The organism is Mesorhizobium sp. M7A.F.Ca.ET.027.03.2.1 (genome assembly GCF_003999175.1).
GTDB lineage: Bacteria > Pseudomonadota > Alphaproteobacteria > Rhizobiales > Rhizobiaceae > Mesorhizobium.
Genome location: NZ_RZOM01000001.1, coordinates 12,751 through 29,525, shown reverse-complemented (window position 1 = coordinate 29,525; position 16,775 = coordinate 12,751). Strand labels below are relative to the sequence as shown.

General features: G+C 63.4%; 18 protein-coding genes. 7 read left to right on the top strand and 11 right to left on the bottom strand.

All coding sequences use genetic code 11. The features are described from left to right. The 4 genes from EN750_RS00150 to EN750_RS00135 form a co-directional block, all read right to left on the bottom strand. Nucleotides 1–496: 2Fe-2S iron-sulfur cluster-binding protein (locus tag EN750_RS00150; protein ID WP_189525968.1), on the bottom strand; the 496-nt coding region annotated here is incomplete at its 3' end. Beyond that, entirely contained in the window at nt 493–789 is a 297-nt protein-coding gene (locus EN750_RS00145) for a sarcosine oxidase subunit delta (protein WP_015315781.1), read from the bottom strand. The genes EN750_RS00145 and EN750_RS00150, both read right to left, overlap by 4 nt. Nucleotides 790–800: 11 nt before the next feature. After that, nucleotides 801–1,241, bottom strand: a complete 441-nt coding sequence (locus EN750_RS00140; protein WP_127395266.1) for a hypothetical protein — start codon at nt 1,239–1,241, stop codon at nt 801–803. Next, nucleotides 1,241–2,494, bottom strand: a complete 1,254-nt coding sequence (locus EN750_RS00135; protein ID WP_127395265.1) for a sarcosine oxidase subunit beta — start codon at nt 2,492–2,494, stop codon at nt 1,241–1,243. Before EN750_RS00135 ends, EN750_RS00140 begins: the two co-directional genes overlap by 1 nt. A gap of 260 nt (nt 2,495–2,754) precedes the next feature. On the opposite strand from EN750_RS00135, the gene EN750_RS00130 reads away from it, so the two are divergent. The 7 genes from EN750_RS00130 to EN750_RS00100 all read left to right on the top strand — a co-directional run bounded on the left by EN750_RS00130 (nt 2,755) and on the right by EN750_RS00100 (nt 8,312). Beyond that, complete coding sequence (locus EN750_RS00130; protein WP_348629575.1) at nt 2,755–3,549, top strand: SDR family oxidoreductase; 795 nt, start codon at nt 2,755–2,757, stop codon at nt 3,547–3,549. A 16-nt stretch (nt 3,550–3,565) separates the two neighbouring features. Beyond that, nucleotides 3,566–3,952, top strand: coding sequence for an SET domain-containing protein-lysine N-methyltransferase (locus EN750_RS00125; RefSeq protein WP_127395264.1), 387 nt, complete (start codon nt 3,566–3,568; stop codon nt 3,950–3,952). Between the two features lie 200 nt (nt 3,953–4,152). Beyond that, nucleotides 4,153–4,431 carry a 30S ribosomal protein S21 gene (rpsU, locus tag EN750_RS00120; RefSeq protein ID WP_023810129.1) on the top strand — a complete coding sequence of 93 codons (279 nt, stop codon included), beginning with the start codon at nt 4,153–4,155 and terminating at the stop codon, nt 4,429–4,431. Nucleotides 4,432–4,569: 138 nt separating this feature from the next. Next, the gene (locus tag EN750_RS00115; RefSeq protein WP_127267752.1) at nt 4,570–5,412 is read left to right on the top strand and encodes a tetratricopeptide repeat protein; all 843 of its coding nucleotides are present in this window, start codon (nt 4,570–4,572) and stop codon (nt 5,410–5,412) included. 202 nt (nt 5,413–5,614) lie between these two features. Next, nucleotides 5,615–6,091, top strand: a complete 477-nt coding sequence (locus EN750_RS00110) for a DUF992 domain-containing protein (protein ID WP_127290636.1) — start codon at nt 5,615–5,617, stop codon at nt 6,089–6,091. A gap of 93 nt (nt 6,092–6,184) precedes the next feature. Further along, nucleotides 6,185–6,664, top strand: coding sequence for a DUF992 domain-containing protein (locus tag EN750_RS00105; protein ID WP_023810132.1), 480 nt, complete (start codon nt 6,185–6,187; stop codon nt 6,662–6,664). 211 nt (nt 6,665–6,875) lie between these two features. Next, complete coding sequence (locus EN750_RS00100; RefSeq protein WP_127395263.1) at nt 6,876–8,312, top strand: MFS transporter; 1,437 nt, start codon at nt 6,876–6,878, stop codon at nt 8,310–8,312. Between the two features lie 21 nt (nt 8,313–8,333). Here the strand turns inward: EN750_RS00100 and EN750_RS00095 are convergent, their stop codons facing one another. Genes EN750_RS00095 through EN750_RS00065 form a run of 7 tightly spaced genes read right to left on the bottom strand, consistent with a single transcriptional unit; the run spans nt 8,334 to nt 16,518 of the window. Further along, a complete protein-coding gene (locus EN750_RS00095) occupies nt 8,334–9,026 on the bottom strand; it encodes a response regulator transcription factor (RefSeq protein ID WP_127395262.1) in 693 nt (230 codons plus the stop codon). Then, complete coding sequence (locus EN750_RS00090) at nt 9,023–11,758, bottom strand: sensor histidine kinase KdpD (protein ID WP_127395261.1); 2,736 nt, start codon at nt 11,756–11,758, stop codon at nt 9,023–9,025. The genes EN750_RS00095 and EN750_RS00090 overlap by 4 nt, the downstream gene beginning before the upstream one ends. Nucleotides 11,759–11,812: 54 nt before the next feature. Next, nucleotides 11,813–12,379: a potassium-transporting ATPase subunit KdpC gene (gene kdpC / locus EN750_RS00085; protein WP_127321033.1), complete on the bottom strand. Its 567-nt coding sequence runs from the start codon at nt 12,377–12,379 to the stop codon at nt 11,813–11,815. A gap of 12 nt (nt 12,380–12,391) precedes the next feature. After that, the gene (gene kdpB, locus EN750_RS00080; protein WP_127379918.1) at nt 12,392–14,485 is read right to left on the bottom strand and encodes a potassium-transporting ATPase subunit KdpB; all 2,094 of its coding nucleotides are present in this window, start codon (nt 14,483–14,485) and stop codon (nt 12,392–12,394) included. Next, on the bottom strand, nt 14,482–14,679 hold the full coding sequence (locus EN750_RS00075) for a hypothetical protein (protein WP_245466407.1): 198 nt from the start codon (nt 14,677–14,679) through the stop codon (nt 14,482–14,484). Before EN750_RS00075 ends, kdpB begins: the two co-directional genes overlap by 4 nt. A gap of 25 nt (nt 14,680–14,704) precedes the next feature. Then, a complete protein-coding gene (gene kdpA, locus EN750_RS00070; protein ID WP_127395260.1) occupies nt 14,705–16,408 on the bottom strand; it encodes a potassium-transporting ATPase subunit KdpA in 1,704 nt (567 codons plus the stop codon). A gap of 20 nt (nt 16,409–16,428) precedes the next feature. Continuing rightward, a complete protein-coding gene (locus EN750_RS00065) occupies nt 16,429–16,518 on the bottom strand; it encodes a K(+)-transporting ATPase subunit F (RefSeq protein WP_032808122.1) in 90 nt (29 codons plus the stop codon). Between the last annotated feature and the right edge of the window lie 257 nt (nt 16,519–16,775).

Below are 16,775 nucleotides of genomic sequence, written 5' to 3'. Positions count from 1 at the left end.
ATGAATAATGGTCGGGATCCGGCTGGTCCGGGGAAACGCCAAGACCGGCTGCGGCGCGGATCTTTGGCTCGTAGAGCCTCTTCCACGCCGCTTTCGGCCACATGAAGGTCTTGTAGTAGAAGCCGGCCGAAAGCAGCGGCGAGGCGATATCGCTGACCGCACCGAGGTCGAAGGACAGTGACGGCCAGCGGTTCTGCGACTGCCCATCAAGCCCGTCATAGAGCTCCTGCACGGTCGCCCGCACGTTCGGCGTCTTGCGTGCCGCGTCGCGCTTGATTTCGACCAGGGCGTTCGGCTCCTCGGCGCCCGCCGACAGGATGCCGCGCGGACGGTGGTACTTGAACGAACGGCCGACGAGATGGACGCCATTGGCGAGCAGCGCCGAGGCCAGCGTGTCGCCCTCGATGCCGGCATAGGACCGGCCATCGAAGCTGAACCGCGCGGTCTTGGCTTGGCTGAAGCGGCCAGCGCCGGGAATGCGGAACGCGCCGCTCATTTGGCAACTCCCGGGAGCTTCGACGGCTTCGGCTCGCCGGCCTTGTAGGTCATGACGAATTTGTCGGTGACGGTGTCGCGTACGGCATTGAAGAAGCGCGCACAGCCATGCATGTGCCGCCAGCGCTCATAAATGATGCCCTTGGGGTTGGAGCGGATGAAGAAGAATTTTTCGAAATCGTCGTCGCTCTCGCCTGATATGTTGGCCGAGCGCGCGATATGCGCCTCGCCGGCGTTGCGGAACTCGAGTTCCGGACGCTCTTCCTCGCAATAGGGGCAGCGGATGAGAAGCATTTGGTTCGTTCCTACAATTCGCCGTGGCCGACGCGGGCGCCCGCCGGTTGATCGCAAAGCTTCTGTCCCAGGGTCGCGAACGGTGCGACGAGCCGGATGCGCTCTTCCACGCTTGCAGCGGGACGAAAAAGATCGCGGGACGCCATGTTGCCGAGGGTGAGCTGGATCGGATCGGTTGTGACGATGACTTGACGCGGCTGGAATGTCTCGTCTTCTTCGAGCCCTTCGGGTCGTCCCTCGAAGAACATCACCACCCTCTGGCCGCCGCTCCAGACGCAGGCCAACGTGCCGTCATCGACCGAAAACGGCCAGCCGGCTTCGTTGCCGGCACGGCTGATCGGCTGCGTGCGCACTTCGTCCGGCGAGGGAAAATGGAACATGCCCCGTTCTCCCGCCAGCACTTGCTCCCCCGCCAGCATCAGCGGCATCGCGACAGCCATCTCAGCCATCATCAGTGCGCCACCGCCGCCGCCGCCGCCTCGTCGATGAGCCGTCCGGTGCGGAAGCGTTCGATGGTGAAGGGCGCGTTGATCAGATGCGGATCGTCTTTGGCGATGGTGTGGGCAAAGACATGGCCCGAACCCGGCGTTGCCTTGAAGCCGCCCGTGCCCCAACCGCAATTGACATAGAGGCCCGGCACCGGCGTCTTGGCCAGGATCGGCGAGCGGTCGGGCGTGACGTCGACAATGCCGCCCCACGAGCGCAGCATCTTCATGCGCGTGAAGATCGGGAACATCTCGCAGATGGCGTCGAGCGTATGTTGCAATATGTGCAAGCCGCCGGTCTGCGAATAGGAGACATACTGGTCGGTGCCGGCGCCGATCACCAGCTCGCCCTTGTCGGACTGCGAGATATAGGCGTGCACCGTGTTCGACATCACCACGCAGGGCACCACCGGCTTGACCGGTTCCGACACCAGCGCCTGCAGCGGATAACTTTCCAGCGGCATGCGCACGCCTGCCATGTTCATGATGACGGAGGAATGGCCGGCGGCAACGACGCCGACCTTCTTGGCGCCGATGAAGCCGCGCGTCGTGTCCACGCCCATCACCGCGCCATTTGGCGCCCGCTTGACCCCGGTGACCTCGCAATTCTGGATGATGTGCACACCGCGCGCCGAGGCGCCGCGCGCATAGCCCCAGGCAACCGCATCATGCCGCGCCGTGCCGCCGCGACGCTGCAAGGCAGCACCAACGACCGGATAGCGCGCATCCTTGGAGGTGTTGAGCGGCGGGCAGAATTCCTTCGCCTGCTCCGGCGTCAGCCACTCATTGTCGATGCCGTTCAGTCGGTTGGCGTGAACGTGGCGCTTCAGCACCTGCACATCGTGCACATTGTGGGCGAGCATCATGACGCCGCGCGCCGAATACATGACGTTGTAGTTGAGCTCCTGGCTGAGCCCATCCCACAGCTTCAGTGCATGGTCGTAGATGCCGGCGCTCTCGTCATAGAGATAGTTGGAGCGGATGATGGTGGTGTTGCGGCCGGTGTTGCCGCCGCCGAGCCAGCCCTTTTCCAGCACCGCGACATTGGTGATGCCGTGCACCGTGGCGAGGTAATAGGCGGTGGCCAGGCCATGGCCGCCGGCGCCGACGATGATGACGTCGTATTCTTTCCTGGGCTCAGGCGAGGACCACTGTTCCTCCCAGCCCTTGTGGCCGCGCATGGCTTCACGGGCGATGGCGAATACCGAATATTTCTTCAACGTCCCAACCTCGCCCCAAAAAGGCTTCGCGAATGGCGGCCGGCGTTCATTCGGTCCCGGCGCGCGAGGTGTATCACTAGCGAAACAGCGCTTCCATCCTTGCGCTGTTTGCGACGGCGCTTGCCGTTTTGCGCCGTGGCGGAAAAGACGCATCCGGCGCTTCCACACATTGGCAGGTATCGGGTGGCTCGTGCTTGCCCCATCTGCGACCAAGCATCTCGGATCGCCGCTAAAGCCGACGCGAAGAAAAGGATGCAAAAATGTTCGCACTCGCCAACAAGATCGCCATCGTCACCGGCGCCAGTTCCGGCATCGGCCGGGCCTCGGCAAAACTCTTTGCCGAGGAAGGCGCCAAGGTCATCGTCGCCGCCCGCCGCCAGGCCGAGCTCGATGCGCTTGTCGCCGAGATAGAAGACAATGATGGCGCGGCCATCGCGCTTGCCGGCGATGTCAGGGACGAAGCCTATGCAAAGGCCCTTGTCGATCTGGCGGTCGAAAAGTTCGGCGGGCTCGACATCGCCTTCAACAATGCCGGCGCCGTCGGCCGGATGGGGTCGATTTCGGACCTGCCGCTGGAAGGCTGGCGCGAGACGCTCGACACCAATCTCACCAGCGCGTTTCTCGGCGCCAAATACCAGGTGCCGGCAATGGTCGAGCGTGGCGGTGGTTCGCTGATCTTCACCTCCACCTTCGTCGGCCACACAGTCGGCATGCAAGGCATGACCAGCTATGCCGCGAGCAAGGCCGGGCTGATCGGGCTGACCCAGGTGCTGGCCGCCGAATACGGCCCGAAAGGTGTGCGGGTCAACGCGCTGCTGCCCGGCGGCACGGACACGCCGGCGGCAACCTTCTATGCCGGAGGAGATTGCCCGTTCCGCGCTCTATCTCGCCTCCGACGCCTCGAGCTTCACCACCGGAGCGGCTCTGTTTGCCGATGGCGGCGTGTCGATCAATCGGACGTGAAGATTCCAGCGGCGGGATGCATGTTCATAGCCGCCAGGCAAACGGCCGCTCTTGATTTTTCGCCGCGATTTGGCGATTCCGTTCCTGTCTAAAAGCGGGTCTGGAACCATGATGCTGATCAGAACCTATGTGACTGCGAGCGCGATCGAAGGCGTCGGCGTGTTCGCCGCGGAGCCGATCGGGAAAGGCGCTTCGATCTGGCGGCTCGATCCGGATTTCGACCGGCTGATCCCCATGGACAAATACGAGACGGCACCCCCGCATCTCAGGGAACTGCTCGACCGCTATGCCTATCCGAGCCCGGACCGGCCGGGTTTCATGGTTTATGAAGTCGACAATGGCCGCTTCATGAACCATTCCAGCAATCCGAATACGGATTTTTCGCAATATGGCGGAGCCACCGCGACCCGCGACATCGCCGTGGGCGAGGAGATCACCTGCGACTACGGCGAGTTCTTCGAGGATTTCGAGCTGCTGCACCTCGCGACGGCCTAGTCGGCTCCTTATCTCAAGGGCAAGTGGCACACTTGTCCAAGGCAAACAGACGGCGGCTGGCCCCGCAAAATCATTTCCGCTGTGGACAGCGCGGCATGATTCTGGTATCAGCCGCCCCAATTCGTGGTGTAAACCGCCGCGGAGGCTAGTGGCTATGGCCGCTTGCCTGTTGATATCAAACCCGAAAGACAGGATTGCCCGTGCAGGTACTCGTCCGCGACAATAACGTTGATCAGGCGCTTCGCGCTCTCAAGAAGAAGATGCAGCGCGAAGGCATTTTCCGCGAAATGAAGATGCGCGGTCACTACGAAAAGCCGTCCGAGAAGCGCGCCCGTGAAAAGGCTGAAGCCGTCCGCCGCGCCCGCAAGCTGGCCCGCAAGCGCGCCCAGCGCGAAGGCCTGCTGCCGATGACGCCGCGCCCGGTCGCTGCTGGCGCCGCCGGCGGTGCAGGTGGCGCTCCGCGTCCGCCGCGGTTCTAACGCCAATTTTTCGTCCTTTTCGAAGGATATCAGAGGTGGCGCGATGTAGAATCGCCGCCACCTTTTTGTTTTGATGTGACCGGTCCGGAGGGGGAGCCGGACCTGAACGACGCGGCTTGAAGTGAGGACAGGGCAGACATGAACGCAACAAGCGTGGAGCGCGGGACCGCATTGCGTGGTTTCGCCCTGACAGCGGCCCTGCTCTCCGGACTGGCGCTTGCCGGCTGCCAAACGGCGGGCCCGACCGGTGAATTCAACAACATCGACAAGGCGCAAGGGTCGAGCGAGAACATTTCCTCGCTGTCGGCGGTCATCCAGCGCAATCCCCAGGATCCCGAAGGCTACAATGTGCGCGGCTCGGCCTATGGCCGTGGCGGTCAGTACCAGGCGGCGCTCAAGGATTTCAATCAAGCCATCCAGCTCAACCCGAATTTCTTCCAGGCCTATTCGAACCGCGCGCTCATCCAGCGCTTCCTCGGCAATCAGGAAGCCGCGCTCGCGGACTACAACCGTTCGATCCAGATCAACGGCAACTACGACGCCGCCTATATCGGCCGCGGCAATCTCTACCGCAAGGCGGGTCGCACCCAGGACGCCTTCAACGACTTCCAGAAGGCAATCCAGCTCGATACGACCGACGCGCGCGCCTACCACAATCGAGGCCTGATCTATCAGAGCCAGGGCCAGCACAAATTCGCCATCGAGGACTTCTCGACCGCCATCTCGCTGGCGCCGGACGCCGCCGAGCCCTACAACGGCCGCGGCCTCTCCTATCTGGCGACCAACGACGAGGACAACGCCTTTTCCGATTTCAACATGGCGATCAAGCTCGACGGCAGGAATGCCGAGGCCTGGTCCAACCAGGCGCTGATCTATGAGCGGCGCGGCGACAAGGCGAAGGCCGCGAAATCCTATAAGGAAGCCGTTCGCCTCGACCCTACCTACCAGCCGGCCAAGGATGGCCTCGCCCGCGTCAGCTGATCTCGGTTTCGGCTTCCCATACAAATCCGCGTGACATCCAAGTGCCGCGGGATCCTTTGCGTGTCCTAAAGGACGCACTTCGCAACCGGGCATTAACCCCGGCAGGAGGCTTTCGGCCCCTGCCTTGATCGCGCCAAGTTTTCAGCGGAACGGTCTACCCACCCAAGCCGTTGTTGAAAGTATTTTGCGAAAGGACCCTCCCATGATCAAGAAACTCGCCTGCGCCGCTGCCCTCGCCACGACGATGTTCGCGGTGGCTCCGGCCAGCGCCGGCAAGCTGCAACTCGGCACGCTCGATTGCACCATCGACGGCGGCACCGCTTATATCGTCGCTTCCAACAAGGGCGTGTCCTGTGTCTTCCGGCCTCATCATCACGGGCCGTCCGAGATTTACACAGGCGTCATCTCCAAGATCGGCCTCGATGTCGGCCAGACGCATCAGGGCCAGCTCGTCTGGGCCGTGCTGGCCGCGACCCGGGATCGTGACGGAGGCGATCTCGCCGGCAGCTACTACGGTGTCAACGCCGAGGCGAGCGTGGTGACCGGCGGCGGCGCCAATCTGCTGGTTGGCGGCCTGGACAGCGCCGTCATGCTGGAGCCGCTCAGCGTCCAGGCGCAGACCGGCGTCAACCTTGCCGTGGCCGTGACCTCGCTCCAGCTGATCCACTCATTCAAGTGATTGCATGGAGCCGTGCGCTCCATGACCCCTCACCCCGCGGCGCGGAACCAGATAGGATGGTTTCGCGCCGTTTGATTTGGGGGGGGAACCATCATGCTGAAGACAGCCATAGCTGCCGCCATGTTCACCACGCTATCCGGAGCGGTGCAGGCGCAGGACCGAGGCATGGAAGTCGGTACGCTTGACTGCGCCATAGGCGGCGGCACCGGCTTCATCTTCGGCTCGAGCAAGGATCTGAGCTGCACCTTCAACCCCGCCGACAAAAGCTTCGCGCCGGAAGCCTATTTCGGCGCCGTCAACAAATACGGCCTCGACATCGGCACGACGAAGCAGACGGTCATGCAGTGGATCGTGCTGACGCCGCTGAAGAACATCTATGCGCCGGGTGCGCTGGCCGGCGACTATATCGGCGCCAGCGCGGAGGTGACGGCCGCCGTCGGCGCCGGCGCCAATCTGCTGGTCGGCGGCTCCTCTCAGGCCTTCACCTTGCAGCCGCTCAGCTTGCAGACGCAGACCGGCATGAACCTCGCGATCGGCGTCAGCCAATTCCAGCTGCGCAGCACCGAGAATTGATCGCGCAACGAAGCCCGCCAACGGAAGGGGCATCCGCGCGAACGACCCTCAAAAAACCGCTTGAGCTCAACCCCGGTTGAGGTTTTACAAGCCTGCCCCGAGCGCAACAACGCCTCGATCCAGCGCTGTCGATTCGCATGGTCCTGCCGGAAACCCGTACTGGCTTCTGGCGTCCTGCGCTGGCGTCGAGATATGCAAGACGGGGGTGGAAATGACCGGGATCAGCACAAACAGGGTCGACTGGCGCGTATTGTGGGCAAGCGGCGACCTGGCGCGCTTCTGCTTCATCAGCCTCGGCATCCTGCTGCACGCCACCAACGAAACGATGGTGGCAACGGTGATGCCGGCCATGGTCGGCGAACTGGCGGGCGTACAGCTCGTCGGCTGGTCGCTGGCGATCTACGAACTCGGCGCCATCGTTGCCGGCGCGGCCGCCGGACGACTGGTGAGTTATGTCCCCTTGCGCACCAACATGGTGGTCGCCGCGCTGCTCTACGCAACAGGCGCGCTGATATGCGCCACCTCGCCTTCCATGCAGCTGTTCCTCGCCGGCCGCCTGATCGAAGGACTTGGCGGCGGTGCGCTGGTGTCGCTGGCCTTCGTCTCGGTCGAACGACTGTTCTCGCGCGCCATCTGGCCGCAGCTTTTCGGCATCATGTCGGCGATCTGGGGCGTCGCCGCCTTCAGCGGACCATTGCTAGGCGCGATCATGACCGAGCTTTTGTCATGGCGCTGGGCCTTCGGCATCTTCACACTCGGCGGCGCCGCCATGGCGCTGGCAAGCTTCCTCGTGCTCGACACGCCGCAGGCGACGAAACCCAAGACGAGCACGGGCAAGGCACCGCCCTTCCCGTTCGCGGCCCTTGGCTGCCTTGCCGTCGCCGTGGTGCTGATCGCCTCGGCCGGCGTCGACATCGCCTTGCTGCGCTCTTCGCTGCTGATGGCCCTCGGCCTCATCGGCCTGGTGCTGTTCTTCACCATCGACGCGCTGAAGCCGCGTTCGCGGCTGTTGCCGGCGCGGCTGTTCTCATGGCGCACGCCGGTCGGCGACGGCATGACCATGGTTGCCGCCTTTTCGGTGGCGACCTGTTCCTTCGGCGTCTACGGACCGCTGTTGCTGACCAGCCTTCACGACATTCCGCTGCTGACCACCGGCTACATCATCGCCGCCGAATCGATCGCCTGGTCGATCCTCTCGATCCTGGTCGCCAACGCGCCGCCGCAGCGCGAGCGGCTGATCATCGTCGGCGGCGCGGTGATGATCGCGGCCGGCATCGCCGGCTTTGCGTATGCGATTCCGTTGGGCTCCATCCCGCTGATCCTGATGTGTGCCCTGTTGCAGGGCGGCGGCTTCGGCATCGCCTGGCCGTTCCTGACTCGCGTCATCGTCGCCTCCGCCCCGGAGGGCGAGCAGACCATCGCCTCGGCGGCGGTGCCGACCATGCAGCGCATCGGCTATGCCGTGGGCGCCGCCCTTGCCGGCATCGTCGCCAACGCCAGCGGCTTTTCGCAAGGTCTGAACCACGACGCGGCGGCGAATGTCGCGTCGTGGTTGTTCCTTGCCTTCGTGCCGCTCGGCATTGTCGGCTGCCTCGCGGCTTTGCGGGTATCCAGACCGCTTGGTCAGCCGCTGGAAGCTATCGGCTAAACTTCAAGATCTTAGCCGCTCTCACTCGACCTCGCGCAGGCGGTAGCCGACGCCGGTCTCGGTGGTGATGTAGCGCGGCTGGTCGGGGCTCTTCTCGATCTTTTGCCTGAGCTGCCGGACATAGACCCTGAGATACTGCACATCGGTCGAGTCGCCCCAGACCTGCTTCAGCAGGAAATGGTGTGTCAGCACCTTGCCGGCGTGCTGCACCAGCATGCGCAGGATGTCGTATTCCTTCGGCGACAGCTTTACCTCCGTGCCCTCGACCTTGACGATGCGCTTGACCAGGTCGACGCTGAGATCGCCGGTCTGGAAAATCGGCTTCTCGCCCTGTTGCTGGAACTTGTGGCGGAGCGCCACGCGAACGCGCGCCACCAGCTCGTTCATGCCGAAAGGTTTGGTGACATAGTCGTCGGCGCCGAGTTCCAGGGCCTGGACGATGCCGGCCTCGTCGGTCCGGCTGGACAGCATGACCACTGGAATGTCGAGACCATCATCGCGCCATTTGCGCAGCAGCTCATGGCCGCTCATGCCGGGCAACCCGAGGTCGAGCAGGACGAGGTCCGGCTTCTCGGCCTCCATCAGCTCTATCGCCACCCTGGCGTTCGGCGCCTCGCTGATCGCGTAGCCCTGGCTGCCGAGCCCGACGCGCAGTAGCTTGCGGATCGGCGGCTCGTCATCGACGACCAATATCCTGACGTTCGAGTTTGTCATGCCAGGTCACCCACGTCGTGGTCGTCGGTATTCGAAGCGTCGAAATTGGGCGGATTTGCCGGCCTGGGCATTTTGATGGTGAACACCGCGCCCGAACCGTCGGTCCGGTTTGCCGCCATGATCGTGCCACCCATCGCTTCGACGAAGCCGCGGCAGATCGACAGGCCGAGCCCCGTACCGGCGCGGATCTGGTCGCCCTTGCGCACTCGATAGAACGTGTCGAAAATCCGTTCCAGATCGCCGGGAGGAATGCCTGGCCCTTCATCCATGATTTGCAGCAGGACGGAGCCATTGTCGGTCCAACCCTGCATGCGAATCGTCGAGCTTGCCGGGGCATATTTCGCCGCATTGTCGAGAAGATTGAACAACGCTTGCTCGAACAGCACCGGGTCGACCTTCAACATCGGCAAATCCCTGGGGATGTCGGTCTCGATCTTGTGCTCGCCAATGATTTTCCTGGCCCTTTGCAAGGCGGAGCCGACGATGTCGCCGACATAGTGAAAGGCGTAGTTCGGCTCCATCGCGCCGGACTCGATCTTGGTCATGTCGAGCAGATTGGCGATGAAGCGGTTCAACCGCTCGGATTCGTCGAGCACCGTCGACAGCAGTTCGGCCCGGTCCGGTTCGGGAAGCGCTGCTGAAAAATCCCGCAGCGTGCCGGCTGCGCCCATGATGGCGGCGAGCGGCGTTTTCAGATCATGGGAAATGGAGGTGAGCAGCGCCGAGCGCAGCCTGTCCGCCTCAGCGGCGAGCTTGGCGCGGTCGACGTCGGCAACCAACTGAATACGCTCGATGGCGACCGCCGCCTGGTCGGCCAGTGCGTCAAGCAGCCGCTGCTGCTCGGGCGTCAGCAGCGGACCCTGCTTGTCGTTGTCGAGGCCGACGACCCCGATGGCCGTGCGCCCCGTCCGCAAGGGCAAATAGAGGCGCTTGGCGCCCGGAAGCGTGTCGGCGCCACGACCCGCCGCACGATTGTGCTCCCAGGCCCAGCGGGCGGCGGCGATGTCGGCCTCGGCCAGCGTGTCGTCGGGCGGATAGCCGGCCTTGACGGTGATGGTCCCGTCTTCCGGCAAAAGCAGCACCACCCGCAGCTTCAGCATCGAGGCGATCTGGAAGGCCGTGGCCCAAAGGACGTCGTCGAGCGTGCCGGCGCCGGCGAGCTTCTTTGAAAAGAGGTAGATGTCTTCCGTGGCCCGCGCCCGCGAGCGGGCGGCGACCGCCTGGCGCTGCACGCGCGCCGTCAGATTGCTGGCGATGACCGCAACGACGAGAAAGACGCCAAGCGCGACGATGCTCTCCGGATCCCGGATCGTCAGCGTATAACGAGGCTCCAGGAAGAAATAATTGAAAGCAAGGGCGCTGGCGAAACAAGCGTACAGAGCCGGCCACAGACCGCCGGTTACCGCCGATGCCAGTACGCCGATGAGAAGAATGATCGCCAGGTTGCGAACGTCGAGAAACTGGTCGAGAACGACGGCGAAGGCGAGCGAACCGATGACAAAGGCCGTGGCCTTGAGATAGGGCCAGATCTCGAACTGCCACTGCTCGTCCGCCGCCTTGACACTCCTTGACGTCACCTCGGCATTGCGTTCGGTTCCTGAAATGACATGGACGCTGATGTCGCCGGCATTGCGGATGAGATCGTAGGTGAGCGAACCTTCGATCAATTCCCGCCAGCGCGACCGGGTCGGCCTGCCGACCACGATATGGGTGAAATTGTTCGCCGTCGCATGGCGAACAATGTCCTGCGCGATGTTCTGACCGGGAATGGTGGTCACCTCGGCGCCGAGCTGTTCGGCAAGCCGCAGGTTCGTAGCCAGCCGATCCTTGTCCGCTTCGGGCATGCTGGCCGAGCGAGGGCTGTCGACATGCAGCGCCGTCCACGGGGCACGGAGCCGGTCTGCCAGCCTGCGCGCATAGCGAATACGCGCCGCCCCGCCCGGACGCGCGTCGACGCAGACGAGAACCCTTTCCCCCGCGGCCCACGGTCCGGGAATGGCGTGGGCCTGCATATGGATCAGCAACTGGTCGTCGACGCGCTGCGCGGTGCGCCGCAGCGCCAGTTCCCTGAGCGCCGTCAGATTGCCCGGCGAGAAATAGTTCTCGATCGCGCGCTGCGCGGTGTTGGGGAAATAGACCTTGCCTTCCTCGAGCCGCTTGATCAGGTCGTCGGGGGTGAGATCGATGATCTCGACATCGTCGGCCTGGTCGATGATGGAATCGGGGACCGTCTCGCGAACCCTGACCTTGGTGATCTGGGCGACGACGTCGTTCAGGCTTTCGACATGCTGGATGTTGAGCGTCGTGTAGACGTCGATACCGTGCGTCAGGATTTCCTGGACATCGAGATAGCGCTTGGGGTGCCGGCTGCCAGGCGCATTTGTGTGGGCGAGTTCGTCGACGAGAACCAGCGCCGGGCGCCGGGCGAGGATGGCGTCGATATCCATCTCGTCGAGGATGCGCCCCTTGTAGTCGACCTTGCGGCGGGGAATGACCTCATAACCCTCGACCAGGGCCAGTGTCTCCTTGCGCCCATGCGTCTCGACGACACCGATCACCACATCCACGCCGTCGGTCAGCCTGGCGCGGCCCGACATCAGCATCTCGTAGGTCTTGCCTACGCCGGGAGCGGCACCCAGGAATATACGCAGCCGGCCGCGACCTTCCCGCTCGGCATGGTCAAGCAGTGCGTCGGGAGAAGGTCTGGCGTCGTTGTTTCTGTCGTCCGGCATCGGGACCGATCATGGATGGCGCGGGGGATACTGTCGATCCCCGGCCCGCACCATTCACTGTTTCGCGGCGTCCAGCGCAAGGTTGAGACCGAGCACATTGACCACAGGCTCGCCCATGAAGCCAAGCTCCCTGCCCTCGACTTGGGCATCGACAAGCGCCTTGACCTTGGCTTCATCGATCCCCCTGGCCTTGGCCACCCTGGCGGCCTGGAAGTAGGCTGCTTCGGGACTGATATCGGGATCGAGGCCACTGCCGGACGTCGTCACCAGGTCCATCGGGACGGGCTGGTTCGGATTCTCCGCCTTCAGTCTTTCCGCGTCGCCCTTGATGCGGTCGATCAGCTTGGGATTGGTCGGGCCGAGATTGCTGCCGCTCGAGGCGGCGGCGTTGTAGCCGTCGCCGGCGGCCGAGGGGCGGCCATGGAAATACTTGTCGCTGGCAAAGCCCTGGCCGATCAGCTCGGAGCCGATAACCTTGCCATCCTTCTCGATCAGGCTGCCATTGGCCTGGCGCGGGAAGATCGCCTGGGCGATGCCGGTCATGCCCAAGGGATAGATCAGGCCGGTCAGGACCGTGAAGAAGACGATCATGATGATCGCGGGTCTTATCTGTTTGAACATGAGCGTAATTCCTTAAGCAAGGCCAAGCGCGGTGACGATCATGTCGATCGCCTTGATGCCTACGAAAGGCACGATGAGGCCGCCGAGGCCGTAGACGAGAAGATTGCGGCTGAGCAGCGCGCCGGCGCCGATGGCGCGATATTTGACGCCCTTCAGCGACAGCGGGATCAGCGCGATGATGATCAGTGCGTTGAAGATGATGGCCGACAGGATGGCGCTTTGCGGCGTCGCCAGATGCATGACGTTGAGTGCCTGCAGCGGGCCGGTCGTCTGTCCCGGTGCGACGTAGAAGACGGCGAACATCGCCGGAATGATGGCGAAATACTTGGCCACGTCGTTGGCGATCGAGAAGGTCGTCAGCGAACCTCGCGTCATCAAGAGCGCCTTGCCGATCTCGACGATCTCGATGAGCTTGGTCGGATCGCTGTCGAGATCGATCATGTTGCCGGCCTCGCGGGCGGCAACCGTGCCGGTGTTCATGGCGACGCCGACATCGGCTTGTGCAAGGGCGGGTGCATCGTTGGTGCCGTCGCCGCACATGGCCACCAGCTTACCCTTGGCCTGTTCGTCGCGGATCAGCTTCAGCTTGTCCTCCGGTGTGGCCTGCGCGAGGAAGTCGTCGACGCCGGCTTCCGCGGCGATAGCCGCCGCCGTCATCGGGTTGTCACCGGTGATCATCACCGTGCGGATGCCCATGCGGCGCAGTTCGGTGAAACGCTCGCTGATGCCGCCCTTGACGATGTCCTTGAGGTGGACGACGCCGAGCAGGCGCCCGTCGCGTTCGACCGCCAGCGGCGTGCCGCCGGACTTGGCGATCTCGTCGGCGATGGACTGGAGATCGCGGATGGATTCGCTGCTTGGGCGCGTGCCATGGGCGGCGGCTGCCGACTGGTTGACATGGGCAAGCACGGAATCGACGGCGCCCTTGCGCACCGATGAACCATCGATGTCGACGCCGCTCATACGGGTCTGCGCTGTGAAGGGCACGAAAGTGGCGTGCAGCGTTGCCATGTCGCGGGCGCGGATGGCGTATTTCTCCTTGGCCAGCACGACGATGGAGCGGCCTTCCGGCGTCTCGTCGGCGAGCGAGGCTAGCTGAGCCGCGTCGGCCAGTTCCTGTTCGGTGACGCCCTTGACCGGGCGAAACTGCGTCGCCTGGCGGTTGCCGAGTGTGATCGTGCCGGTCTTGTCGAGCAGCAGCGTGTCGACGTCGCCTGCGGCTTCCACGGCGCGACCCGACATGGCCAGCACGTTGAATCGCACCAGACGGTCCATGCCGGCGATGCCGATGGCCGAAAGCAGCGCGCCGATCGTGGTCGGGATCAAGGTGACGAACAGCGCCACCAGAACGGTCACCGAGATATAGCCGCCCGAGTAGGAGGCAAAACTCGGGATCGTCGCGGTGGCCAGCACGAAGATCAGCGTCATGCCGACGAGCAGGATGTTGAGCGCGATCTCGTTCGGCGTCTTCTGGCGCTCGGCACCTTCGACCAGCGAGATCATGCGGTCGAGGAAGGTATGGCCGGAGGCGGCGGTGATGCGGACGCGGACCCAGTCTGACAGCACCTGGGTGCCACCGGTGACCGCCGAACGGTCGCCACCGGATTCGCGGATGACCGGCGCCGATTCGCCTGTTATCGCCGCCTCATTGACCGACGCGACGCCCTCGACCACTTCGCCGTCCGACGGGATGATGTCGCCGGCCTCGACCAGGACGGCATCGCCGACCTTGAGGCTGGTGCCGGGCACGAGTTTGTATTTGGTGCGGTCCTCACCGGTCAAGAGCTTGGCCTGGGTCTCGGTGCGTGCCTTGCGCAGCGAATCCGCCTGCGCCTTGCCGCGGCCTTCTGCGACCGCTTCGGCGAAGTTGGCGAACAGCACGGTGAACCAAAGCCAGATGATGATCTGCAGCGTAAAGCCGAGATTGCCGCCTCCGGTGACCAGGTCCTTCACGAACAGCACCGTGGTGAGCGCCGAGACGACGGCAACGACGAACATCACCGGGTTCCTGGCCAGCGTGCGCGGATCGAGCTTGCGGAAGGCGCCGCCAATGGCGGGAACCAGGATGCGTGCATCCATGATGCTTGCTGATTTCGAGTTGCTCATTTTGAAGCTCCGGCTTCGGTGTTGTTGGACGGCACCCGATGATTGGATGCCGAAAGGAAATGCGGTGGCCCGTAGGCCAACAGCCAGAGGACGAGCATGACTGCCGCAAGGCCGAGAAACGTCGACAGGGTCGGGAAAGGAGGAGGTCTCTCCTCCTTTCGGTGATCGTCCCTGTGGCCGACCTTGCGGCGCATGGCATTGAACCAGGACATGACGGTCTCAGAAGGTCTGCCCGTGAGCCATCGCCAGGTGCTCGATGATCGGCCCGACGGCGAGCGCCGGGAAGAAGGTGAGGCCACCGACGATCAGGATGACGCCGACCAGCAGCCCGACGAACAGAGGGCCATCGGTCGGGAAGGTGCCGGCGGAAGCCGGAACCGTTTTCTTCGCCACCAGCGAGCCGGCAATGGCCAGCGCCGGGATGATGACCAGGAAGCGGCCCATCAGCATGCCGATGCCGATCGTGATGTTGTACCAGGGCGTGTTGCCGCTGAGGCCGCCAAAGGCCGAACCGTTGTTGGCCGCCGCCGAAGTGTAGGCATACAGAACCTCGGAGAAGCCGTGCGGGCCGGCATTGCCCATCGACGCCACGCCGGTCGGCAGCACGACGGCGATGGCCGTGAAGATCAGCATCGCCAGCGGCAGGCACAGTATGGCCAGCATAGCCATCTTGACCTCCTTGGCCTCGATCTTCTTGCCCAGATATTCGGGCGTGCGGCCGACCATCAGGCCGGCGACGAAGACGGCGATGACGATGTACATCAGGATGCCGTAGAGACCGGCGCCGACACCGCCGACGATAACTTCGCCAAGCTGCATGTTGATGATCGGGATCATGCCGCCGAGCGCGGTGAAGGAGCCGTGCATGGCGTTGACGGCGCCGCAGGAAGCGGCCGTGGTGATGACGGCAAACAGCGCCGACAGGGCGATGCCGAAGCGGCTCTCCTTGCCCTCCATGTTGCCGCCGTCGATGCCCAGCGCATGCACCAGCGGGTTGCCGGCGGCTTCCGCCCAGTAGCAGATGGCGACACCGGCGATGAACATGACGCCCATGGCCGAGAGGATCGCCCAGCCCTGGCGCTGGTTGCCGATCATGCGGCCGAAGACATTGGTCAAGGCGGCGCCGATGGCGAAGATCGACACCATCTGGATCAGGTTGGAGATCGCGTCGGGGTTCTCGAACGGGTGCGCGGCATTGGCGTTGAAGAAACCGCCGCCATTGGTGCCGAGCATCTTGATGGCCACCTGCGAAGCGACCGGGCCGACGGCGATGGTCTGCTGCGCGCCTTCCAGCGTCGTGGCGTTGACGTAGGCGCCGAGCGTCTGCGGCATGCCGAGCCAGACATAGACCAGCGTCAGCACGATGCAGAACGGCAGAAGCAAATAGAGTGTGGAGCGGGTCATATCGACCCAGAAATTGCCGATCGACTTGCTGGACGCCCGGGCAAAGCCGCGGATCAGCGCAATGGCGATGGCAATGCCGGTGGCCGCCGAAACGAAGTTCTGCACCGTCAGCCCGGCCATCTGCACGAGATAGGACATCGTGCTCTCGCCACCATAGTTCTGCCAGTTGGTGTTGGTCATGAAGCTGGCGGCGGTGTTGAAGGCCAACCCTGGTTCAACCGCTGTCATGCCGGCAGGGTTGTAAGGCAGGCTGCCCTGCAGACGCTGCAGCGCATAAAGCACCAGGAAGCCGGCGAGATTGAAGAGCAGCAGGGCGACCGCGTAGGTGGTCCAGTGCTGTTCCTCGCGTTCGCTGGTTCCGCAAATACGATAAAGCCCACGCTCAAGCGGGCGAAGGAACGGCGAAAGCAGCGTGCGGTCGCCGTTGAAGACGCGGTGCATGTAGCCGCCGAGCGGCTTCACCAGCAAAACGACGATCCCGCAATAGACCAGGATCTGTATCCAACCGTTCAGTGTCATGGGTGTGGCTTTCCGTGCCTTCAGAAGCGTTCTGGACGAACGAGGGCGTATGTCAGGTAGGCGAGCAGGAACAGCGTAACGCCGCCACCGAGAATATAGTCGACGATCATTTTTTCAGCCTCGCTCTAGAGCGCGTCACAAGCTTTTATGTAGGCGAAACAAAGGGCAAAGAACAAAATTCCGATTCCGATAACGGCCATATCCATTGTGTTTATTCCTTTTGTTCTTTTGTACTTTGCGAATTTGACAGGAGAGTTCGCAATATCTCGAAAGTGTCCCGTCGCATCTTTGGCGACGGAACCGGTTGTATTTTCTAAAAGGAATATGGACCCGATCGCCATAAAGGTTCGAGACGGGGCGCAGTGGA